We start from the raw sequence: 23,688 nt of genomic DNA, 5'->3' as shown, positions 1-23,688 counted from the left end.
GCTTGTGAAAATCAGTAGCTGGGCAGCGACGGCCCTTGCGACACCCGCAATCGCCACAGGCGTGTGCATGTGGACGGCCACCACGGCACAGGCAGCACCGGATGACAGCAGCGCCAGCAGCAGTGCCGACGCAGCGAGCAGCAGCGATGATTCCTCCTCCTCGTCCTCGTCGGCATCCTCCGGCGAGTCGCGATCGACCACCAAGTCGACGCGCGCCGCCAGGGAGTCTGACGACGACGGCGGAGAGAACGACGGCGGCGGAGAGAACGACGCCGGAGAGACCGACACAGAAGCCGCCGAGAAGGCGAACGAGGCCGATGCAGAGGACGGCGATGCCGCCGACAGCGCGGAGACCAGCCCGGCCTCGGTGCCTGCCAGCGCCCGCACCGGCAAAGCCGAAGCTCTTGTCACGCTCGACGTCGCGGACGACGCCGACGATGCGGACGCCGACGAGGTGGTCGCCGCCGCAGCCGACGACGACACGAACACCGTCGATCTGGCGGTCGAGCAGATCTCCGAGGCGCGGGACGGCCTGAAGGCAGCAACCTGGGACAGCGGCAATTTTCTCGCCGGCCTGGCCTCGATCCTCCCGCAGATGTGGTTGGGGGGTGCCCAGACGTCGCTGGAGCGCTGGCAGGAGAACCACGCCACACTGCAGGCGCAATACGCCGCCACCGCGGAGAACACCTTCGCCCATTGGATCGCCGGGCAGCGGATCGAAGCAAGCATCCAGCGCACGATCCGAGCGCAGGACCAGCTCGAAGCGGCCGAGAAGTTCCTTCCCGTGGTCGGGCTCTTCGGCCCACGGGAGCAGATGGCCGCCTTGGCAACGCTCGTCGATCAAGCGTCCGACAACGGCCTCGTCTACCAGATCCTGGACGTCTACATGGAGAACACGAACGGCATTCCCAGGATCAACCCGATCATCCAGATGTCCATCAACGGCGGTGAGGTCGTCAACGTCCTCCTCGACACCGGGTCGTACGGGCTGGTCATCAACCCGCAGGTGATCGGACTGGAGCAGCTCGGCCCGATCATCGGCCGCGATTGGGCCTGCTTCGCCGACTGCGCCGTTCCGTATTTCTACGACGTCTACAACATCCCGGTCACGGTCAATGACGACGTCACGAGCGCACCGTCACCTGTCAAGGTCGTCACCTTGAACACCTGGTATGCGCTGTCGCAGACCAACAGTGACTACCAGGGCATCCTCGGCATCGGCCCCAACTCCGGTAGACCGAGTGCCGCCGGCAGGTCCAATCCGCTCGCGTTCCTTCCCGGGCTTCTCGGCCAGGGCGTCCTGATGGATCCGAAGCGCAACCGCGCCATCCTGGGGCCGAATCCCTATGCCGCCCGCGTCACACTCGACGGCGCCCCGATCAACCAGCTGAGGGTGAAGATCGGTGACTACGACGAGCAGCTCCTCGACACATGGGTCGACACCGGAGGCATCGAGGGTTCCATCCCAGCCTCACTGGTCAACGGCGCGACAAGCCTGCCCAACGGCACCCTGATCACGGTGTCGACCCCGGACGGGGTGGAGCTCTTCTCGTACCGCACCTCGGGCAAGGACACCCCGAGCATCGATCCCGAGGCGACCGACGCGATCTTCGGCTTCACACCGTTCGCGGTGACACCGATCTACACCGAGTTCACCAACGGCGGAAGGCTCGTCTTCAACTACAAGTGAACCCGTCGCACCACAACGCGCCGCCACTTTCGTGGCGGCGCGTTCTGTTGGGCGTATTTCGCGGGGCGCCTCAGCTGTCGGAATCGCCTCCACCGGAGCCGCCCGAACCGGCGGAGCCACCGGATCCCCCGGAGTCGGAGTCGCTCGCACTAGAGGCATCCGAGCCCGATCCGGAATCGCTGTCGCCGGACTTGCGGTGCTTGACCCTGCTGCTGGACGCCTCGTCGTCGGTGGACGCATCGCTTTCGTCCGAATCATCTTCGGCTGCAGCGCCTTTCACATCCGCTGCTTCTTCGGCGTCTTCGGTGTCGCCTTCCGGCTCGGCCAGCGCGAACTTGCCTTTCAGGAAATTCGTCGCGGTGTCGACGATCGTCGGGGCGTCCGGCTTGTCACCCTGCTCGTCGGAAGTCGTCTCGGTGACCTTTTTCTCGGTGGTCTCGTCCGGCACGTCGTCGGCGGCCACGTCGACCACTTCGGCATCGGTCGCGGCGGGGGAGAGCAGCGCCGGCGACACGAACGACAATTCTGTTGCACCGGAGGGTGTTTCAGGATCCTCCTCGACGGGGGGCCGCAGGAAGTGTTTGAAGAACGTCTCGATCTCACGTACCGCGATCCAGTCCGGCATGTGGCCGGTGATCTGCAGTGCCGCACCGAGGTTGGCCGCCGCGGTGACGAACTCCCACAGCGTCGTGGTCTTGATGCCGGTGGGCTCGGCGGTCAGCGAATCCCACACGGAGCGAAGAGGTTCGGCCGGATCGAGTTTGACGGTCTGCTCCGACCACGGCGTCTCCTCGCCGTTGAAGGGAGTCTTGACGACGGGGAAGGTGTAGCCGTCCTCGTCGTAGAACTCGCTCATCGGGACCTTGAACATCCGGTCGAGCATCCCCGGCAGATCCGGGCAGTCGAAGTTGCATCCCTCGTACATCGGCAGGTTCGCCGTGGCCCACCAGTTCAGGTGTCTGCCCCACGGCTCGGAGAACGCCGGAAACGGGATGGCCATGTTGATCAGCTCTTTCAACATGGCCGGATTGGCCTCGTCCCAACCCCATTGGTTGTTGGCGTGGTTCTCGTTCCAGCTGCCGCTGATCACCAGGGCGGCGGCCAGCCGGTCCATCGCTGCGGCCATGTTGGCGGGTGAGCTGAGGACCTGCTGGACCATGTTGATCGGCACGTAGGCCACAGACGATGCGGACAGGCTGACGTCGGACTGGACGACGGGCACGGTCGGCGCAGGCGCCTCGATCGGAGTGATGGCGATGACACTGGCCCCCACCAGAGCCACGCTGGTCGTGATGACCGGTTTGACGGCTATTCGCATGACTTCCAACTTCTCCCCGACAGTTACATCAACTGATCGCAAGACCATACCCCGGGCCCCGGTGATCAGCCGCACTCTTCGGCAAACAATCGCGAATCGTGGCGCCGGCCATTCCGGGCGCCGCGGTCGGCCGTTCACCCACGACGCGGGGCACGGCGCCGGGTGCGGCGGCCACGCCGTTCCGCCGTTCGCCAGGCAATCCGGATATTGACGTCAACGCGAAAAAGCGGTGTTCACGGGCTTTCCCGGAGGAGATGCTCGGTGATGCGCCGCATCGTCTTCGGATCACGTCGGTACGGCACCTTTCCCGCGGCCGATACGTCCACATCGTGGCCCGACGGACCAATTCGCGTCGACGCGCCGGCCGAAAACTTCAACCGGCAAACATGTCCGACCGATATCAGAGTTTCTTCAGACCCCGCAGTACCGAGGTATAGGGCAGAGTCGCCGACATCCCCTTGCGCAGCTTGGGGTTGAGCTGGCTGCCGTTGATGACGAGCAGGTACCTCAATCCGTGGTCGCGCCACTCGGCCACCTGATCGAGGATCTCGTCGGCAGTCCCATGGAAGCAGATCTCCTTCATCAGCGAGGCGGGCACGCGGGCCGTGTACTCCAGCGCCGCCTCGCGGTCGATCGTCTGCGGAACCAGGTCCTGCACACCCGAGAAGTCAGACCCGAGTGGATGTTCGACCCCGTGCCTGGCCCAGGCCTGCGCCGGCGCGGCCAGGGCAACCGCCTTCACGATCACCGAATTCAGTGCCTCGTCGACGTCGTCGCGGGTGCGGCCGGCGACGACGGTGCGGTTTACGGCGGGTGTGATCGACATCGGATCGCGGCCGTTGTCGGAGGCGGCGGTGCGGACCGCCTCCAGCGCCGCGGAGTAGTCGGCGGGACGGGAGATGACGAACGGCACCCAGCCGTCGGCATAGCGGCCCGTCGCGCGCAGCATGCGCGGACCGTGTGCGGCGACCCAGATCTCGGGCCACCGCCCCTTGTAGGGCGGCAGATCGAAGACCGCGTGCCGCAGCGGGAAGTAATCGGACTCGCGGGTGATCGGCTCGCCGCCGGATTCCCACAGCGCGCGGATCGTGGCGAGCGCCTCGACGAAACGGGCGACCGGCTTGGTCCACTCCACGCCGTACGGCTCATTGCCTTCCCGTTCGCCGACACCGATCCCGAGGATCGCGCGTCCGCGGGTGAGCAGGTGCAGCGTCGCGGCGGCCTGGGCGGTGACAGCCGGATGCCGTCGGCTGGCGTCGGTCACGCCGACGCCGAATCGCAGCCGCCGCAGGCGGTTGCGGGCCGCCAGGTGGCCGAGCATCGTCCAGGGCTCCAGGATCGCGTCGACCTTGGGAACCAGCTTCGCCGCCAGGCCGAGATGCTCGGGGGTGGCCACCGAGCGGGGCACCAGCGAGTTGATGTGATCGCCCACCCAGAACGAATCCGCGCCGGTGGCCGAGGCCGTCAGCATGCTGGCCGAGGGCAACAGCGTGGGGGAGATCCGGGTGTTCACGATGCCGTCGAGCAGTCCGAAACGGAACGGGGCCACAGCGGACCGCGGTCGGGACGTCATGATTAGCGACCGTACTACCCGGGATCGCCACGGCGCCCGCGCCGACGGCCGGTGGTACGTTTTCGGTACTCGTCTCCCGTGGAGAACGTCCCCCGCCCTCGATCGCAAAGGTTGTCGCCCTGCCCAGCCCGTCAACGGCACCGCTCGAGGTGATCGACAAGGGTGCCGGCGGCTCCGAGCATCCGGTGCCACTGTTGTTCGTCCACGGCGCCTGGCATGCCGCCTGGTGCTGGGATGAACATTTTCTGAACTTCTTCGCGGAGAAGGGTTATCGCGCGCTCGCCCTGAGTTTCCGGGGCCACGGCGGCAGTCCCTCCGACAAACCGCTGCGGGCGCTGTCGATCCACGATTACGTCGACGACGTCGCGTCGGTGGCGGCGACGTTGCCCACCCCACCGGTCGTGATCGGCCATTCCATGGGTGGATTCGTGGTGCAGAAGTTCCTGGAATCCCGCGACATCCCCGCCGGCGTTCTGATGGCGTCGGCGCCACCGCGGGGCTATCTGGCCTCCGGCCTGCGCTGGATCCGGCGGCATCCGTGGGACTTCGTGAAGTTGTCCGCCACCGGAAAGTCGCTGCGCTACGTCAGCTCGCCGGAGCTGGCCAGGGAGCGGTTTTTCTCTCCGCACACCCCGCAGGCGGTCGTCGACGCGTGTGCGTCCCGCCTCCAGGAGGAGAGTGCGCGGTCGGGTCGCGACGGCTTGTTGGCACTCCCGCGGCCTCAGCGCGTGCGGGCGCCGATGCTGGTTCTCGGAGCTCGGGAGGACGGGCTGGCCGTCACACCGGCGGAGGTGCGTGCCACCGCGCGGGCGTACCGCACCGAACCGCAATTCTTCCCCGGTATGGGGCACAACATGATGATCGAGCCGGGCTGGCAGGCGGTCGCAGAACACATTGACTCCTGGCTGGGCGAGCGCGGCTTCTGATAACGAATCTGTGACCTGTGCGACGCCTGTGACCGCGGAAGGCTAAACCTCTTCTGGCTAATTAACGCGGCCAGCAAAACGTTCTGTAACACATTCCAGTTGCCGAGCGATGTTGCTGGAAGGCGGCAGAGCTATCCCGCCGACCGAGCCGTGCCCGGAGTGGCTACGGTTCCGTAACCGGCTATCAACTTTGCGTTGCTACAAATTAGCTGGGTTAGACAATTCGAGCATTTGACACTGCTGAGATACAGGGTATCGCGCATTCACGCTGTTGCTTACGCGCTCCAGGCCGGCGTTGGGCGATGACGTTGCCAGCGAGTGGGGGACGCGGCTGCGGGCGTGAAATCTTCCCGCGGTAGCATCCGATACGGTTTTCTCTCAGGGGTTGCGGGCAAGATTGTGATTTCGTCCAGCAATTCCTTGCGGCATGTGATTCTGTGATAATCTCCGCACACCTTTGCCGTGATCAGATCGTCATCACAATGCAACGACTTGGAAGGTTGGGACATGCACTCAGCGCTTCGCCCGTACGTAACGACGGGCCTTGCCATTGTCGGGACGAGCGTGATCGCGCTCTCGCCCATCGCTCCGCCGGCGCCCGCTTTCGGTGCTGCCACCACCACCAAGCAGGTCACGCAGGAGGTCACCCTCTCCGCGCGTGTGGTGACGCTCAACCCGACGCCAGACGCGCTGAACATGGCCGAGCAGTTGAACGGCACGGTCTGCGGCGGTAACGGCACCCCCTGCTACGAGGTCGAGTACCTCCCCATCTGGACCGACCCGCTCAACGCCGGATATTTCGGCAACGGCGTCGAGGAGCTCCGGAAGGCGCTGTCCGGCAACCTCGGTGAAGAGACCACCATCTTCGGCTTCAGCGAGGGTGCTGTCGTTGCATCGCAGTGGCTGGAGAAGCATCTTGAGGATCCCGAGGCGTACCCGGCGCCCAACAACCTGACGTTCGTCGTCATCGGCAACCCGACCCGTAAGTACGGGGGCTCGGGCACCGTGTGGGGTCAGGGTTGGCCCGAGAACAGTGGCATCAAGGTCATCGACGTCGCGCAGCAGTACGACCCGACCGTCGACATGCCCACCGACACGCTGAACTCGCTGGCCGTTCTCAACGCCACGATGGGCTTCTTCACCAACCACCTCGGCAAGGGCTACTCGGACGTCGACATCGACGACCCCGCCAACAGCAGCTGGGAAGAAGACGGCATCGAGTACGTCTTCGTCCCGTCCAAGACCCTTCCGATCGTCGAGCCCCTGCGCTGGATCGGTCTCGACCAGCTGGCCGACGGCCTTACCCCTGGCCTGCAGTACCTGATCGAGCAGGCGTACGACCGCGACGACCGCATCACCGGCACGACGATCGACGCGCCCGAGAAGAGCTGGTCGTACATCCCGATCAACTTGGCGGAGACGATCGCCAACATTCCTTACTACGCCATCGCCGGCACCAACCGTTTCGCCAACGCGATGCGTGCCAGCGGCAGCTGGTGGGTCTACACGCCCACCAACGTTCTCGGCTGGGACCCGGCCAACCCCGAGATGACGCGCGCGTTCGTCGACTTCCTCGTCGCGATCCCGTCGATCTCGACCCCGATGGGCATGACCGCCGACTGGTGGGCGCGCGCCAACCTGCCGATGAACGCAGGCTGCACCGGCTTCCCGCCGTGCAACAACCCGTCGGGCATCACCGATCAGATGTTCAAGGTCAACCTCTGGGACTTCTTCGCCCCGGGCGGCTTCACCTTCACCAGCCCCATCACGCCTCAGTACAACCCTGTCAGCTCCGTCGAGGGATTCTGGGGACAAGAGCTGGGCATCACCGGCGACGAGGTCGAATGGTACGGCGAAACGGTGAATCCGGAGCCGTTCGGCGAGACCAAGGGCTTCTTCGACCACCTGATGTCCACCCCGGAGGGCATCAAGACGGCGACGCTGCAGGCGCAGATCGAAGCGTTCAGGAACCTTGCCGACGGTCTGACGACCACCTTCAATCCATTCGTGCCGAAGAGCTACGTGTGGAATCCGGCGATGACGCCGTTCGCGTACCTGGCCCGCCCGCTCGCCAAGGTCCTGTGCCCGACGTGCAACAAGGTCGATCCGTTCATGCCGGAGGACTGGAAGGTCGGCCTGGACGTCTACCCGGGCGCCTACATCCCGCCGTCGGTCAAGGATCAGTACGACCCCGAGACCGGTAAGTACATCGGCGATCCCGTCGACGGTCTGACCGACGCCGAGATCGCGGCATGGAACAAGAAGGCCGGCCTGGAGGGTCTCAACGGCCAGACGGCAGAGGAAACCCAGCAGGCCATCGACGAGGAGTCCAAGGGCGGCCTGGTCGACAAGCCCGAGTCGGGGCTGAACGCTCTGCTCGCCAAGCTGGCTCCTGAGGAGACCACCGAGGCCGACACCACGGAAGACTCTGCAAAGGCCTCCACCGAGGAGACCACGGAAGAGGTCACCGAGGAGCCCGCCGGGGAAGAGAAGACGGACGTCATCTCGACCGCGGTGCAGGATCTGCTCGACAAGTTCCAGAAGGCGCCCGAGGAAGAGGAGACCCCCGCCGAGGAGGCTCCCGAGGCCCCGGCCGACGAGGCCCCCGAGACCGAGGCGCCTGCCAAGGACGAGGCACCCGCCGACGAGGACAAGGCAGACGCCAAGGAAGCAGCTGCGACCAAGGCCAGCAAGGCCGCCGAAGCCAAGGAAGCCAAGGAAGCCAAGAAGGCCGCCGAGGCCGAGAAGGCTGCCGAGTCTGAGAAGGCTGCCGAGAAGTCCGACACCGAGTCCGAGAAGGACTCGAAGAAGGACACCTCCGACAGCGACTCCGGAAGCAGCGGCAGTGGCGGCGGAAGCGCCAGCGGCAGCAGTGGCAGCGGCGGCAGTGGTGGCAGCGGCGGCGGCGACGACTGATGAAGGGCCGTAGTATCGCCCCGTGAGTACGGAGCAGTTTGAGGCCGTCATTGTCGGAGCGGGATTCGGTGGCATGGGTGCCGCGATCCAACTCAATCGGCTGGGCTATCAGAAGATCGCCATTGTCGACCGCGAGGACGATCTCGGAGGTACGTGGCACGTCAACCGCTATCCAGGGTTGACGGTCGACGTCCCCTCGACGACGTATTCGTACTGGTTCGAGCCGAATCCGTACTGGTCCAGGTTGTATGCGCCCGGTGCTGAGCTCAAGACCTACGCCGAGCATGTCGCCGACAAGTACGACCTGCGTCGCTACATGCGGTTCGGGACGACCGTCGAAGGCGCCCGGTGGGACGAGGAGAGCCAGCGTTGGCTGGTCTCCCTCGTGGGTGGCCAGACTCTGCAGACGCAGTTTCTGATTCTCGCCACGGGCTACCTCTGCCAGCCCAAGAAGCCCGACATCGCCGGTATCGACGACTTCGCGGGCACGGTGCTGCACGCCCAGGAGTGGGATTACGACTACTCGCTGGCGGGCAAGCGGGCCGCGATCATCGGCACCGGTTCCACCGGGGTGCAATTGATTCCGAAGCTGGCCGAAGATGTCGCGGAGCTGACGGTGTACCAGCGCACGCCCATCTGGGTGATGCCGAAGCTGGACTTCCCGTTCGGCCCCAGGGCTCAGCGGCTGTTCGCGAGAATCCCTGCGACTCAACGGTTCCTGCGGTTGTCCAGCGACATGTTCATGGACATCATGGTGACGATCGCGATGTGGAAGTTCCGTCAGTTCCGGCCGGTGAACCGGGCGGCGGCCGCGATCGGCCGACTGCACCGCTTTCTCGCGATCCGCGACAAGGGGCTGCGCCGCAAGCTCACGCCGTCCTACGACTTCGGGTGTAAGCGGCCGACGCTGTCCAATGTCTACTACCGGACGTTCAACAAGCCGCACGTCCACCTGGAGACCACCGGAATCGAACGTATCGAACCCGACGGCATCGTCACCAAGGACGGCACCAAGCGCACCATCGACACCCTGGTCCTTGCAACGGGTTTCGACGTCTGGGAGTCCAATCTGCCTGCCATCCCGGTGATCGGCCGGGATGGCCGGGACCTGGGCAAGTGGTGGCGCGAGAACAAATTCCAGGCCTACGAAGGACTTTCGGTACCGTTGTTCCCGAACCTGCTGACGCAGGCCAGCCCGTACGCCTGGGTCGGAATGTCGTGGTTCGACACCGTCGAATACCAGATGCGGCACATGAAACGGTTGTTCGGCGAGCTGCAGCGCCGCGGCGCCAGCACCTTCGAGGTCACCGAAGAGGCCAACGCCGAATTCCTCGATAAGATGCTGACCCTGCTCGACGATTCGGTGTTCATGCTCGGCAACTGCGCGAACTCGCGGTCCTACTGGTTCAACAGTTCGGGCGAGGCGCCGTTGTTCCGCCCGACGTCGATCCGGCAGGCCGTCAAGGAACAGGACAGCTTCCCGCTCAGCCACTACGAGATGGTCTGACCGCTCACAGGAAGGGGTGACGACATGGCAACGGCCACAACCGATCCCGTGCGGCTGCCACCCGGCCCACGGATTCCGAAACTGATCCAGGGCGCCGCCGTGCTGGCGATGCGCTATGGCTCGGTCGCCGCGCTGGGCCGCCGCTACGGCTCGACGTTCACACTGCAGTTGCCCGTGTTCGGGGAGACCGTGGTGATCAGCGACCCGGTCCTGGTCAAGGACTTGTTCAGCACCAGCCGTGAGCTCGTCGGCCGGCCCCAGAACAATCTGGGCGGCGACGTCCTCGGTCCCGGATCGATCTTCAATCTCGAGGGCGACGAACTGCTGGCGCGGCGCAGGCTGCTACTGCCGCCGTTCAACGGCAAGAACATGCGCGCATACGAGGACATCACCGAACAAGAGGTGGTGCGCGAGATGGCGTCGTGGCCGGAGGGCGTCGAGTTCGAGACGCTCGAACCGATGATGCGGATCACGCTCAACACCATCCTGCGGGCCGTGTTCGGCGCCAAGGGTGAGGAACTGGACGAACTGCGGGTCGTGATTCCCGCGGCGGTCGAATTCGGTTCCAAGATCGCACTGTTGCCGTCCGTGGTGCGTCGCGACGTCGGCGCATGGAGCCCCGGCGGGAAGTTCGCGCGGTATCGCAAGCGGATGGACGAGATCTGCACCTCGCTGATCACCGACGCCCGCTCCGACCCGAATTTCGCCGAGCGCGGCGACGTGCTGTCACTGCTGCTGCAGGCGCGCTACGACAACGGCGAACCGATTCCGGACCCGTACATCATCGACGAACTGCTGACGATGCTGGTGGCCGGCCATGAGACGACGTCGACGCAGTTGGCGTGGACGATCGAGCGCATCCGCCGGCACCCGGACCTGTTGCAGCGCTTGTCCGACGAGGTCGATGCGGGCGGTTCGGAGTTGATGAACGCCACCATCGCCGAGTCCCAGCGCACCCGGCCGGTGCTGACCGCAGCACTGCGGCGCGCCAGGACACGTATCCGGCTGGGGGAGTGGGTGATTCCCGAGGGCGACACGATCATGGCCAGTACCCAGCTGGCGATGGCAGCCGAGCAGAGCTTCCCCGACGCCGAGGTGTTCAATCCGGACCGTTTCGTCGGCAACCCGCCGAACCCGTTCGCGTGGATTCCGTTCGGCGGCGGCATGATGCGGTGCATCGGCGCGTCGTTCGCCACCATGGAGATGGACGTCACGCTGCGCACCATGCTGCGCGAGTTCACGCTGGAACCGACAAGCGAGCCCGACGAGAAGCCGCACAGCCGCGGTGTCACGGTGACACCGGGCCGGGGCGGCCGCGCACTGGTCCGCAGACGTCGTAAAGATGCACCGCAGAGCACCGATTCGGTGTCGGTGGCCGAGACCGCCGGCTAGAACCGGTACTGCAGGATCCTCGCCTTCCTGGCAATCGACGGGACTCGGCGCGACAGCTTGCTCGCGAACCGCAGCCCGGCAGGGAAAAGTGCGGCCTCGGGGCGGTGCATCGCGCTGGATTCGTCGAGCAGGTGCAGATCGGGGTTCCAGGTTTCGGGTTTTCGGGCGTCTGTGAATCCCGGGAAATTCCATTGGCTGTGAGGCGAATTCGCCGTGCGCGAGGTCGCCAGCTTGCCGATGATCTGGTTGACCTTGCTGACCGGCCCGTAGTCGTTGAAGGCGAGGACACCCGAGGTGAAATGGCGGGTGATGCTCCGCATGACGCCGATCACCTCCTCCTCACCGAGGAATGCGAACAGGCCGTCGGCGAACACCATCGCTGGGCGATCGGCAGAAATCCCTGCGGCCCAGTCGGGTTCGAGGACGCTGGCCGCCACGGAACGGGCTCGCGGGTGTGCACGCACCACGGCCTCGCGAACCTCGACCACGGCGGGGAGGTCGACGTTGTACCAGTCCACCGCGGCCGGCGGGTCCACCCGTGACACGGCACCGCTGAGTCCGGCACCGAGGTCGACCACCACGGCAGCGGGGTGAGCGGTGGCGAACGCCCGAATCCGCTCATCGAGCATCTTGGCGCGCAACGCGACCAACGCCACCACACTGGGGGTGGCGCCCAGGCTCGCGAAATCGTGGTCTATCCGGCAGATCGTGGCATCGGCGCCTGTGTCACCGAGAATCGGCCGCGCCGAACGGGAGTCGAGGGCGCGGCAGTACTCGGTGAGAAGTGCGGTCTGTTCGATGGGGGCAAGGCCGCTGACATCCATGACGCCAGCCAAGCACACCGACTACTCGGAGTCGCCCGACGCCCCGTCGTCCTTCGACGAATCCCGCTCCGACGGCTTCTCGGTGTCACCCTTGCGAGTCGGCCGATCAGCGTCGTCCGCGGAGTCGTCATCCTTGGCGGCTGCGGCCTCGGTGTCGGTCTCGGCGGCCTCGTCTGCTGCGTCCTCATCGGCCTCGGCGTCGTCCGCGACCGCGGATCCGCCGTCGCCGTCCTCATCGGCAGGCGAGTCCTCGACGTCTGCGACGGTTTCTTCGCTGACCGGCTCGACGAGCACATCGTCGTCCTCGGCGGCATGCTTACCGCGTGAGAGCGCGGCAGGCTCCGACGCCGGCTCGGTGATCGTGGCTGACGAGATGTCTGCTTGCAGCGCTTGGGTTTCCGGCTGCGCCGCGGACGGGAGGCCGGGGGTGGCAGGCAGGTAGGACCGATCGTAGGCCCGGTCGATGATCTCCTTCAACGGCGCATTGAGGGCGTCGGCCACAAATCCCAGCCCGAACCAGCGCAGCGGCGTGAGCATCGGGAGCTTCTCGGTGGGGACGAACACGTACGTGGTGTTGCCCTCGACCCAGACGTAGTTGGCTTCGTCGTAGATGTCGACGGTTTCGTAGTCCTGGTGGGTGAAGAAGAATGCTGCGTTCGCATTGATCATCGCCAGCCAGTTGTTTCGATCGTCGGGGAAGTCGGACGCCAGGTCGTACTCCTGCGACACGTCGATCACCTTGTACGCGGTCTCCGGGAAGTTGGCTTCCCAATCCCGGTCCGAGCCACCGTATTTGCGACTGGGGTTACCCATCAGGACGAAGCTCATGTCTTCGACCGACGGGGCGCCCTCCGTCCCTTCGTTCTCGATGAGCCACCTGCCGGCCACCCTGGCGCCCTGGCTGTAGGCGAAGACGATCTGCTTGCCCGTCGTCCCGTCTCGCAGTGCCGCGTTCAGCGTGGCCACTGCCGCAGGCGAATTGGCGCGCGAGTAGATGACGTTCTGACACGTCCGCGGCGACTGGCACATCACGCCCATCAGGTCGTCGTCGTTGCCACCCGGCAACAAACTCAGCGTGAGCACCCGCGTGGGTTCCTGAGGGAAGTACTCGAATGCCGCCGAAGCGACCGGACTCGTCGTTCCCGCGACCGGGATCGCCATCAGCGGCACCATCGCCGCGGCGGCCACCGCCATCGCTTTCGACTTCCTCTTGCGCCTGTGCGCCACCTTCGACATATCTCCCCTTGCCACTGCACCCCGAGCAACCTGTACCAGCACCGTTTGCTGACCACGTCAGCCTACAGTGCGTTGGCGACGTCCCGAACACTATTTTCGGCCCGTTTCCGATCCGTCACAGACGATTTTTCGGAAATAGGCCAAATCCAGGGCAACGTAGTTTCGTAAATGTCGATCAGATGTATAGGTTTGCTAGCGAGTCAGTCACAAACGGTCACTGAAGTCGCCCGGCGACGAAGTTCGCCGCTTCGTCGACCATGCCGTTCTTGATGTAGGAGAAGTGGGCGGGGAAGTTCAGACCTGACGAGCAGAACGGATCGTCGAGACCGCACAGGTCGATCGTCCGGGGCCCGAACATTCCACTCACCTGCGAGAGTGCGCCGCCACCGGGAAGGTCGCGCAACGGATTACCGAACACGGCGACCGCCGCCACGCGGTCGGAGAGATGCGGGGGCAGGGGAGTCGGATGGAACCTGCCGAAGGGTCGAGCATCGGCGGTGATGAGGTCGATCACGCCTGCTCCCTGTGAATTCCCGCCGAGAACCAGCTTGGTGTCGGGACAGTTGTCGGCCATCCACTGCACCCGTCCCGCCGCGTCCGCGGCGCCCACGGGGGCGGATGCATCGAAGTCGAAGCTCGCCGGATAGTTGACACCGTAGGCGCCGACGGACCGTCCACCCATCTTCGCGCGCAGTGAATCCACGAACGCGTTACCCAGCCAACCGAGGCCGGGCGGCGCACCGGTTCCACGCGCGAAGATGACCTCGACGTCGGGGCAGGGCTGCGCCCCTGCCGAAGGAATTCCGACCGCGGTCGGTACTGTCGCAGCCACCGCGAGCGCCGCCGCGCCGAGCCCACTCAACATCCGCCTAACCAGCATGAATCCATGCTGTCACACAGCTGTGAGTACTTTCCGGAAAGTGCTTGTGAGCTGGCCTTCTCAGGCGATCGAGTAGTCGCTGAGCGGGAAGTTGTCGTTCTCGCGGTTGGTCTGATTCGTCGACGCCGGCCGAACCAGCGTCTCACCGCTGGGGCTGAAATAGTACGACCGCGACCGGGCGCAGTCCCCGAGCCCGAACACCGTCTTGCCCAGAAGCTTCGACATCCGCTCGCGGAACGCGGCATTGGCTTCCTCGGTGACCTCGAACGTCGTCGCGTTGCGCCGTTTCACCTCACCGAAGAGCCGATCCATGTGGCGCATCTGGTACTCCACGGTGTTGAAGAACGACAAGCCACTCGACGCGTATGGCCCTGCGAGACTCAGGAAGTTGGGGAACGCCGGGATCGTGACGCCCTGGTAAGCCTGGAACCCGTTGTCACGCCACCATTTACCCAGATTTCGGGCGTCGCGACCGATGATCTCGATCGCCGGTATGTTGGCCTCCCACAGATCGAAGCCGGTGCACAGAACCAGTGTGTCGATCTGCGTCTTGGTTCCGTCGCAGGCCACGATGCCGTCGGCTTCGATCTGCTCGATGCCCGCGGACTGCAGGTGGACGTTGGGTTTGGTGAACGTCCGGTAGTACGAATTCGAGTAAGTCGGCCGCTTGCAGCCGAATTCGTACTCAGGCGTCAGCTTCGCCCGCAGCGCCTTGTCCCGGATGGAGACGAAGCGCAGGGCACGCGAGGTGAGGTCGGCGACGGTGTTGAGCTGGCGGAAGTACTTGAAGTTCAAGACCGACAGAATCATCATCGCTTCGAGGCCGATGTCGCTGTTCCACCGGAATGCGCGCTGGATCAACGGAACCCGGGCGAGAAGCTGCCGAATGATGGGCGGGATCGGGAAGTCGACCTTCGGCACCACGTGGATGGGGGTGCGCTGATACACGGTCAGCTCGGCGGCGTGTTTGGTGAGCTGGGGAATCAGCTGCACAGCGGTGGCACCCGTTCCGATCAGACCGATGCGATCGCCGGCGGGGGAATAGCTGTCGTCCCAGTCCATGCTGTGCACGATCCGACCCGCGAAATCCTCGATTCCGGGGATGTCGGGCTTGCGCGGCTGCGACAGATACCCGGTGGCGGTGATCAGGAATCTGGCCGACAGCGTCTCACCGCCCGACAGCGCAACGTGCCAGAGCTTCGTGTCGTCGTCCCAGTGCGCACCGTCCACAGGGGTGTTGAACCGCATATGCCTGCGGACGTCGTACTTGTCGGCGACATGCTCGGCGTAGCGCTTGAGCTCGGATCCCGGCGCGTAATAACGCGACCAGTACGGGTTCGGCTCGAACCAGTACGAGTACGTCGGCGACGGAATGTCCACCGCCAGACCCGGATAGTGGTTCACGTGCCACGTCCCGCCCAGGTCATCCTCGCGGTCGAGGATGAGGATGTTGTCGTAGCCCATCTTCTTCAACTGGATGGCGGCCCCCATACCGCCGAAGCCAGCGCCGACGACAATCACGTCGTACTGCGGATCGTCCATGATCAAATACGGTACCCCACAGCAAATCGATCATCAGCCTATGGACACGTGGCCGCGCCCACTATGATTTTTCATTCTCGAACCCAGTCCGGACACCACGAAGCCCCGGCCGGATGCCGGGGCTTCGGGCGGGCGTCCTACGTCGGCAGCCTCGAGTTCGGGGAGGCTACTCCGAGGAGCCGGAGTCAGACGACCCAGATCCATCAGACGACGAGTCCCCTGACGACTTGGATCCCTTGGTGCTCGCGGAATCGTTGTCGCCCTCGTCGCCCTTGTCGGCCTTGTCGGAATCCGCCGTGTCGGCATCCCCGGAGGCCGCAGATTTGTCGTCGTCGGCCTCGGACACGTCGGTGTCCTCCTCGGCGACGGTTTCCCTCTTGCTCGCCTTCGTCGTCGGCGCGTCGGAATCGGCGGTATCCGATTCGGCGGCCTCAGATTCGGTCGTGTCGGCTTCGGTCGTGTCCTCCGCCTCCTCCTCGACGGTCGCCGAAGCCTCTTCGACCACCGCGGGCGCGGCGAACGAGCGGGCCGAGGCCGAGTTGGCGGCAGCAAGCCGGTCGTCGTTGCGGCTGTAACCCGCGTCGATCTTGGCCTTCAACGAGGCTTCCTGAGACTTCAGGAACGGAAGCAGCCGCACGATCGGAAGCGTCTTGGTGGGGACGAGGTAGGTGGTGGTGACACCGCCCTTGCTGTTCGTCACCCTGGTGATGTTCTCTTCGGGCGTGACCGCCGCGTAGTCCTCGAACATCATCGGCACGTGGACGTAGATCCCGCCGGCGATGGCGTTCACGACGGCCAGGAAGTTGAAGATCCGGTCCGGCATGTCGGCCGCGCCGTCGTATTCACCGGTGACGACGTCGATGTCGTAGATGGTCTCCGGTGCCGGCTGGTACGTGTAGTCGTACTGCGGGTTGTACTTGCTCGACCCCTGGATCAGCTTCTGACGGCTCGAATCAGCAACCAGGATGAACTTCACCTGCCCCTTGGTGGGGGCATTGGGGTCTTTCGCCAACTCCCGCATGAAATCGTTGACGACGAGCGAGCCGGCGGAAAAGCCGACGACGGTGAACTGCTCGCCCGCCTCCAAGCGACCGACGGCAGCGTCGAAATGGGTGTCGAGACTGGCGATCCCTTCTGTGATCGACTGTCCCAGGGTCCGCCCTGTCCCGGGCCGCTTGGCCTCAGCGGGCCATTCGACGCCGTCCAGGATGTCGTTCTCGCGGTCGAGCTTGCCGCCGAGCAGCGGCTTGATGACGATCTCGTGCATGTCGGGCGTCCCCAGCCCTCCGACTGCCACCGCCGTGGTGACGGCGGAGGCCCCCGTCGCCGTAGAGACGGCGATTGCCGTCGAGGCAAAGGCCGCCCCGCAGGCGACCCCTACCTTTCGAATGCTTCTGCGCATAGTGATCTCCCCGATCAGTAGCTGTGAGCGACTCGCCATGTCCGGCGCGACAGAAGCATATTGCGTCACTGTCAAACTTTGCGCAGCAAAATGGAGCTATTTCCAATGAATGCGATTGCAGCAAAAGGTGTTAATATTGCTGATATTGGACAGTTATACACTCTCTACACCGGTAGAGGATTTGTCCGACATTCGCCCGGGCGCTAACCGAAAAGCATGTCCGTCAGCAGTTCAACGATGTAAAACCACGTGAACCTCGTTCGCACTCGATCGCTGTAATGTTGCATCTCCTGAATTACCCAATTGTCATTTAGCGTCGAAACTCGGCGACTAGTTACCCGCCAACTTGTTGCCAGTGGCAGTGCCGCTAATAAATTTTGTTGGTCTGTACCACCTCTGTCAGCACACCATTTCGAGCAGACATCCATGCGGTGAACATTGGACGATCCCGGCCGTGTTGTCCGAACCGTGATCGGCACGCAGAACCGCTGGCGGTTCCGTCGTCGGCATGCCCCGCCCACCGCAGAGGCAAACCATGGGATCGTTGTCGCGCGCCGGTGCCGCGCCGGCCGATCGGGGCCGTGTCGTGTGGTCGGCATGACGCCCGACCCGACCCGGCCGATATCCTTCCCGGATGGCATCCAAGGACGCAGTCGAGCTGGCCGGGAAAGTCGCGTTCATCACCGGTGGGGCTTCCGGGATCGGCGCCGCGCTGACGGCGAAGCTGGCGGCGGCCGGCGCACAGGTCTGGATCGCCGACCGCCAGATCCAGGCCGCAGAACAACTCGCGCAGCACGTGCGGAGCACCGGAGCGACGGCGCATGCCGTGGAACTCGACGTGCGTGATCCAGACGCATTCCACGACGCCATCACCAAAACCGTTGATACATCGGGGAAAATCGACTATCTGTTCAACAACGCCGGGATCGGCATCGGTGGCGAGGTCGACACGCTCACCCTCGACGACTGGAACGACGTCATCGACGTCAACCTTCGCGGCGTCATCCACGGCGTCCAGGCGGCCTACCCGTTCATGATCCGCCAGGGCAGCGGCCACGTCGTCAACACCGCGTCGATGGCCGGCCTGATCACCACGACCGCGCAGGGCGGATACACGGCAACCAAGCACGCCGTCGTCGCCCTGTCCAAGGCGATGCGGGTGGAAGCCGCGACCCACGGCGTCCGCGTCTCGGTGCTGTGTCCCGGCGTCGTGCGCACGCCGATCCTCACCGGGGGTGAGTACGGCAGGAACAAGAGCGTCAGCCGCGAGGATCAGCTCAAGCTCGGCGAGGCGCTACGCCCCATGGATGCTGATGTATTCGCCGACAAGGCGTTACGGGCCGTCGTGCGCAACGAGGCGATCATCGTCGTACCGGGATGGTGGAAGGCGCTGTGGTACCTCGAGCGCCTGTCGCCGGGGCTGTCGATGCGCACGGCAGCAATCGCCCTCAAGCGCACCCGCGAAGTGCAGTCAGCCGTACCGCTTCACTAACTTGTGCTCTTTGCCCGGCGCCAGCGCAGCGAGACGCACGTCGCCGTTGTAGTGGGCGATCACGCGGGGATCCATGACGCGGCGCCACAGCGGCGGAAACAGCGCCAGGAGCACCATCGTGGCGTACCCCGACGGCAACTGCGGAGCCTCGTCGGCATGGCACAGCGCCTGATACCGCCGTTGCGGATTGGCATGGTGGTCGGAATGGCGCTGCAGGTGGAAGAGGAAGACGTTCGAGATCACCGAATTGCTGTTCCAGCTGTGCGCAGCGCGCACCTGTTCGTAACTGCCGTCCGCCCGGCGCTGACGCCGGAGTCCGTAATGCTCCAGGTAATTGATGGATTCCAGCAGGCAGACGCCGACGACGGCCTGGCCGATCAACCAGATCACCACGTCAGGTCCGAACACCGCGACCAGGACCGAGAACAGCACAACCGTCATCAGCCAGGAGTTCAGCACGTCGTTGCGCAGGGTCCACACCGACTTGTGCCTGCGGTTGAGGCGCCTCTTCTCGATGCGCCACGCCGACCGCAGACTGCCGAAAAACGACCGAAACTGGAATGTGTACAGGCTTTCGCCCAGGCGTGAGCTCGCAGGATCGTCAGGGGTCGCGACCCGCGCGTGGTGGCCGCGGTTGTGCTCGACGTAGAAATGCCCGTATCCGGTCTGCGCCAGCGCGATCTTGCTGAGCCAGCGCTCCGACTGTGCCCGCTGATGGCCCAGCTCATGTGCGGTGTTGATGCCGACGCCCGCGATGCCACCCACGGTAAGCATGAGGCCTACTTTGTCGAGCTCGCTCATCGGGATGCCGCTGCCGCCGGCCCACAGCCAGCAGGCCAGCACCAGCGAAAGGTACTGGGCCGGCAGGTAGATATAGGTCGCCCAGCGGTAGTAGCGGTCGTTTTCCAGCCACGTCAACGCACTGTCGGGTGGATTGTCCGAATCAGGGCCGACGAGATGATCCAGCGCGGGAATCACGATGAACATCAGCACCGGTCCCGACCACCAGAACACGCTCCAGCCGGACAGAGACGCACCCAACGCCGACATCGGGACGAGGGTGGGCACCACCAGCCCGAGAAGCCAGACGTAGCGCTTCCTGTCACGCCAGGGCGGAGCAACTACCGGCGCCTGGCTGCGTACCTTCAATGTCCGCTGCAGAGTCGACATCAGTCGATGCATCCCCCTCTTAGCCGGACGATTCCCCGATCATGTCAGCCGGAAGCGACTTTATGATAACGCCGTCATACCATTGAGGCACGGTACCGGCAATCGCCTCAGCGAACCGGCAGCGAAACACTTGCTGTGCGACGGTCAGACAGATCATTGCTGGGCGGCTGCTCAGTCCCGATAAGGGTGCCCTCAGAAGGGCGAACGGCGCCGTGCGACGCAGCAAAGCCGATTACGAGCCTGGGATGCGTGCCAGGCTGACGTGGGGCACCACCGACTCACCCTTGGTGTTGCGACGGACGATGTCCTGCAGCGACCTCGTCTCCTTGATGGCCTTCATTCCCTGGGGCGAGAAGGTGTCGCACGTGAAGATGCCCGGCGCCAGGAGCGGATTGGTCAGCGCCTGGGAGAAGGCGTCCACGGCGACCATCGTCGTCATCAGGGGCGGCAACGTCGCGCCCTTGCGCACGTCCTCGGCGAACAGGCCGGGAAAGAACTCGACGTTGTCGATGTGGCCGTAGCAGGCGTGCAACGCATCTCGCACCGACTGCTGCGACGTCAAATCCTCGATGCTGCCGAGGCGGGGGAGCCCGCACCTCTGGCGGTAGTCGTTGTACGACGCGAGCTGGGTCTTGCGCGCGACGAACATCGACTGCTGCTCGATCTGGAGCATCGACACGTCGGTATTGAGCAGGTCGATGGTGCTGCAGGGCTGCCGCGAAGCCTCATGGAACAGTGCCGCCAGGTCGTGATCGGTGACGGGGCTGGTGTCCCACGTCAGGCTGGAGAACTGCCGCGGCGTGCCGCCGACCTTCACCCGTGACGGCACCAGGCTGTGCCACCGGTACAGCAGGTTGAATTCGACCGACATCCAGTTCTGGCGGTACCACCGCTCGTTCATGCCGATGCCGGACTCCATGAACAACGGAAACTGTATCGGCGTGATGTGGTTGATGTAGTCCTCGATCACGACCTTGATCAGCAGCACGATCATCGTGTTGCGCGTCGTTTCGAAGATGCGGTCGCTGTCCCACTTGGTGTGCTTTCGGATCTCCCTGGCGATGCGGTTGTGTTCGCGGATGAACAACGTGCTCATCATCGCGAGGCCGTAGTGCATGTTGCCGCGTGGCAGGCCGAGAGCGAAGAGCTTGAGTTTGCGTTCCTCGGCCAGGGCCGTGGTGGATTGAGCTTTGGAGTCGTCGACGCTGTCCAGGACGATCGGCAAGTCCTTGAAGCATGCCTTGACGTTTCCGTCGCGGTCGTAATAGAGGGGTGGGAACTCGCGGCCCGATTCGTCGGTCGAGGTTTTGAGCAGGCCGAACTCGGCCCGCAGGGCGTCGGTCTCGATTTTCTTCTGGCCGTAGAGCTGACTCAGGTCGATGTCGTGGGTGGACGTGTTCTTCCTGGCGTCTGTGGGGTCGGTCCGCAGGAATCCGTCGACGAACCACTGGGCGAAGAACGGGAACAGCAGCGAGGACCCCTCCGATGTCGACTGCTTCCCGGCCGGCCTCTCGAACAGCGCCGAGACGCATTCCATGGTGGGCTTGGTGTCCGGCGCGAATCCATCGTCGCCTGCGAGGTGGCGGGCACTGAACTCGCGATCGTGGAGGGAGTCCCAGCTCGTATAGCTGGACTTGGTGCTCAGCGCGGGCGGGCGGGTCTCCATGGTGTAGATGGACGAGTTGATCAGGAACTGGTTGACCCGCGACTTCACCTTCGGTATTCGCCGCAGCGTGTGCCAGAAGCACGGAAAATTCGTGGTCAGCAGCACCCGCACACCGCGTTTGACGCCGTTCTTCCGCCAGAACCCCCCGGTCATGAGCGTCAATATTACGTCGTTGACGACCGATTGTCGCTGGTCAGGACAACATTTTTGCGATTGCGGACGCAAGTTCCGGAGACGCCGAGCTGCCGAGATTCTGATAGCTGCCACCGGTGATCTCCGCGACGGATTCCCAGGTGGCCCGGTCGGTGTCGTCACCGAAGTCGATCACGTTCACCGCGACCGGACGGTCGGCCTTGAACGCGCCCCTGATGTAGTCCTGCAGCCCAGAAGCGCCCAGGGACTGGTCGGTGTGCGGGCCGGCGGTGATGACGAGAACCGAGTTCTTCTGTCCTTCGCGGAATTTCGATGTCGCGTCGCCGTAGACGATCCGCATCGTGGTGAACGACACCGCGCCGCCGTTGGATGCGGTCTGGCCGTCCAGCTCCGAATTCAGCACGTCCTTGCGCGGAGTCCCGTTGACCGCGTCCGCCAGAGGCCCGAGCGCGACCTCCGAGCGGCTTCCCACACCGTCGAACGTCCACAGGCCCACGCCGGAGTCCGGGGGTAGCACCTGAATGCGCGTCTTGAGGGCGTCGGCGACATTGGCCAAGCGGGTCGCACCGCCCTCGTCGGTCGGCATCGACTGGTCGAGCATCACCGTCACGGTCGGGCTTTCGGCCGGAGCCGTCAACGTGTCGGCGATGGTGGTCCGGACGGCGTTGTCCCCGACGTTGAGTGGGGCCGACACCGGCGGGAAGTCGACGACGTCGCTGGCCGGCGGTTCGGTTCCCTCGACGCGGAAGCCCGCCTTCGCGAGCTCGGCAAGCTGTTCGGGTTTGCGCATAAATCGCGCGAACTCGCTTGCCGCCGTGACCTCTTCCTGTGACAACCAGTCACCGGACAGCAGCACCGTCGGGAAATCGGCGACGGCGGTCGGGCCGGGAGGCAGCCACGCGGCCAGTTTGCCGGTGGCGTCGGTCAGCGACGAGGCGCGCTGGTACACCCGCTGTTCCGTCGTGACCACGGCGTGAACGGGCGAGGTCTTCGGGTCCGACGCGTTGACCAGCGCATCGATGGCGGTATCGGCGTTGGTGTCGGGAAGTTCGGGTGCCCCGGCCATCAGAGTGCTGATGGCACCCAGGCCGGCATTGGCGGGTTCACCCTGGGGCGCGGCGGCCGACGCGACGGCTTCGGCCGCGAGATAGGAGGCGTCGCTGTCGCCGTCGAGGGGCAGCGCCAACCGCAATCCGCCCCAGCCTTGCAGGCCGAGGCCGTCGAGGGCGGCCGGGTCGGTCTGCAGGTCGGGCAGAGTGCCCCAATTCTGCTCGCCGAGAGCATCTTTGAGCGCAGGAGAGACGGCCAACACGACGGGGGAGCTGACCAGGGTGCGGCTGTCGCTGACCGATTCGGGGCCCTTGACCGCTTCGAGCCGGGCTTCCGAGACGGAACTGGCCGGGATCCACAGTGCAGGCTGATCACCGAGGTCGCCGGGCCAGGCATCACGCAGGCCGTCGACCACCTGGTCGGAGTCGGCGGGCTTGACGCCGACCTTGACGCACTTGTCGCCCACAGGGTCCGCGGTCTGGTTGTACTGCTCGGCGAGCGCCGCGATGGGCTCGGCGATCGCGGGATCGGCGACGACGGCGACGCCGACCTCGCCGTCGACGCAGCGGGCGGCCGCGGCGTCGGATCGACCGTCGAGCGCGTCACCGACGAACCGCCACAAGATCACGACGGCGACCACCACGACGACGGTCACGAGCGCCGCGATCACGCCGACGCTGAGCTTTCGCGGCCCCTGCGTGATCGCGCGATGACTACCCGTCCACTCGCCGCCTTCCCAGTCCCCACTGTGCTGGGCGCCGGCGCGTGGGCCGGGGCCGCCGACTGAGAACCGTGTCGTGGCGTCGTCGTCACCGTACGTGCCGTCACCGGAATCGCTTGCGCGCGAATCGATGCGCTCGGTCTGCGGCTCATCGGACTTCCGGCGACCCGACTCGTCGGGGTCCGGGAGGCTATGTCTGCCCATGCCGTCCTAAGCGTCCTAACGTGCGG

General features: G+C 64.9%; 16 protein-coding genes. 6 read left to right on the top strand and 10 right to left on the bottom strand.

Annotated elements, in window-relative coordinates:
* The first annotated feature begins 67 nt into the window (after positions 1-67).
* Entirely contained in the window at positions 68-1,690 is a 1,623-nt protein-coding gene (locus P9A17_RS20045) for a PecA family PE domain-processing aspartic protease (RefSeq protein ID WP_278040446.1), read from the top strand.
* Positions 1,691-1,760: 70 nt separating this feature from the next.
* Here P9A17_RS20045 and P9A17_RS20040 read toward each other — a convergent pair whose 3' ends face one another.
* Both P9A17_RS20040 and P9A17_RS20035 read right to left on the bottom strand, forming a co-directional pair.
* Positions 1,761-3,008, bottom strand: coding sequence for a hypothetical protein (locus P9A17_RS20040; protein ID WP_278040445.1), 1,248 nt, complete (start codon positions 3,006-3,008; stop codon positions 1,761-1,763).
* A 400-nt stretch (positions 3,009-3,408) separates the two neighbouring features.
* The gene (locus P9A17_RS20035; RefSeq protein ID WP_278040596.1) at positions 3,409-4,557 is read right to left on the bottom strand and encodes an LLM class flavin-dependent oxidoreductase; all 1,149 of its coding nucleotides are present in this window, start codon (positions 4,555-4,557) and stop codon (positions 3,409-3,411) included.
* Between the two features lie 173 nt (positions 4,558-4,730).
* Between P9A17_RS20035 and P9A17_RS20030 the strand changes: the two genes are divergently transcribed.
* From P9A17_RS20030 to P9A17_RS20015, 4 genes are all read left to right on the top strand, one after another.
* Positions 4,731-5,507, top strand: a complete 777-nt coding sequence (locus P9A17_RS20030; RefSeq protein WP_278040444.1) for an alpha/beta fold hydrolase — start codon at positions 4,731-4,733, stop codon at positions 5,505-5,507.
* Positions 5,508-6,014: 507 nt separating this feature from the next.
* On the top strand, positions 6,015-8,423 hold the full coding sequence (locus P9A17_RS20025) for a PE-PPE domain-containing protein (RefSeq protein WP_278040443.1): 2,409 nt from the start codon (positions 6,015-6,017) through the stop codon (positions 8,421-8,423).
* Between the two features lie 22 nt (positions 8,424-8,445).
* Entirely contained in the window at positions 8,446-9,930 is a 1,485-nt protein-coding gene (locus tag P9A17_RS20020) for an NAD(P)/FAD-dependent oxidoreductase (RefSeq protein WP_278040442.1), read from the top strand.
* 24 nt (positions 9,931-9,954) lie between these two features.
* Entirely contained in the window at positions 9,955-11,322 is a 1,368-nt protein-coding gene (locus P9A17_RS20015) for a cytochrome P450 (protein WP_278040441.1), read from the top strand.
* Here P9A17_RS20015 and P9A17_RS20010 read toward each other — a convergent pair.
* From P9A17_RS20010 to P9A17_RS19990, 5 genes are all read right to left on the bottom strand, one after another.
* Complete coding sequence (locus P9A17_RS20010; RefSeq protein WP_278040440.1) at positions 11,319-12,146, bottom strand: class I SAM-dependent methyltransferase; 828 nt, start codon at positions 12,144-12,146, stop codon at positions 11,319-11,321. The genes P9A17_RS20015 and P9A17_RS20010 overlap by 4 nt on opposite strands.
* 21 nt (positions 12,147-12,167) lie before the next feature.
* Positions 12,168-13,382 carry a PE-PPE domain-containing protein gene (locus tag P9A17_RS20005; protein WP_278040439.1) on the bottom strand — a complete coding sequence of 405 codons (1,215 nt, stop codon included), beginning with the start codon at positions 13,380-13,382 and terminating at the stop codon, positions 12,168-12,170.
* 214 nt (positions 13,383-13,596) lie between these two features.
* Positions 13,597-14,262 carry a cutinase family protein gene (locus P9A17_RS20000; protein ID WP_278040438.1) on the bottom strand — a complete coding sequence of 222 codons (666 nt, stop codon included), beginning with the start codon at positions 14,260-14,262 and terminating at the stop codon, positions 13,597-13,599.
* Positions 14,263-14,322: 60 nt separating this feature from the next.
* Positions 14,323-15,804 (bottom strand): NAD(P)/FAD-dependent oxidoreductase, encoded by a 1,482-nt coding sequence (locus P9A17_RS19995; protein ID WP_278040437.1) that lies wholly within the window; start codon positions 15,802-15,804, stop codon positions 14,323-14,325.
* Positions 15,805-15,970: 166 nt separating this feature from the next.
* A complete protein-coding gene (locus tag P9A17_RS19990) occupies positions 15,971-17,206 on the bottom strand; it encodes a PE-PPE domain-containing protein (protein ID WP_278040436.1) in 1,236 nt (411 codons plus the stop codon).
* 634 nt (positions 17,207-17,840) lie between these two features.
* Between P9A17_RS19990 and P9A17_RS19985 the strand changes: the two genes are divergently transcribed.
* Positions 17,841-18,698 carry an SDR family oxidoreductase gene (locus P9A17_RS19985; RefSeq protein WP_278040435.1) on the top strand — a complete coding sequence of 286 codons (858 nt, stop codon included), beginning with the start codon at positions 17,841-17,843 and terminating at the stop codon, positions 18,696-18,698.
* On the opposite strand, the gene P9A17_RS19980 is transcribed toward P9A17_RS19985, so the two are convergent.
* From P9A17_RS19980 to P9A17_RS19970, 3 genes are all read right to left on the bottom strand, one after another.
* Positions 18,678-19,868, bottom strand: a complete 1,191-nt coding sequence (locus tag P9A17_RS19980; protein WP_278040434.1) for an alkane 1-monooxygenase — start codon at positions 19,866-19,868, stop codon at positions 18,678-18,680. The genes P9A17_RS19985 and P9A17_RS19980 overlap by 21 nt on opposite strands.
* A 232-nt stretch (positions 19,869-20,100) precedes the next feature.
* Positions 20,101-21,687, bottom strand: a complete 1,587-nt coding sequence (locus P9A17_RS19975; protein WP_278040433.1) for a peroxidase family protein — start codon at positions 21,685-21,687, stop codon at positions 20,101-20,103.
* A gap of 40 nt (positions 21,688-21,727) precedes the next feature.
* Positions 21,728-23,662, bottom strand: a complete 1,935-nt coding sequence (locus P9A17_RS19970) for a substrate-binding domain-containing protein (protein WP_278040432.1) — start codon at positions 23,660-23,662, stop codon at positions 21,728-21,730.
* Positions 23,663-23,688 lie beyond the last annotated feature (26 nt).

It is taken from the genome of Mycobacterium sp. 236(2023) (assembly GCF_029623955.1).
GTDB lineage: Bacteria > Actinomycetota > Actinomycetes > Mycobacteriales > Mycobacteriaceae > Mycobacterium.
Note: the sequence above shows the minus strand (reverse complement) of the source record. Positions and strands in the feature narration are given on the sequence as shown.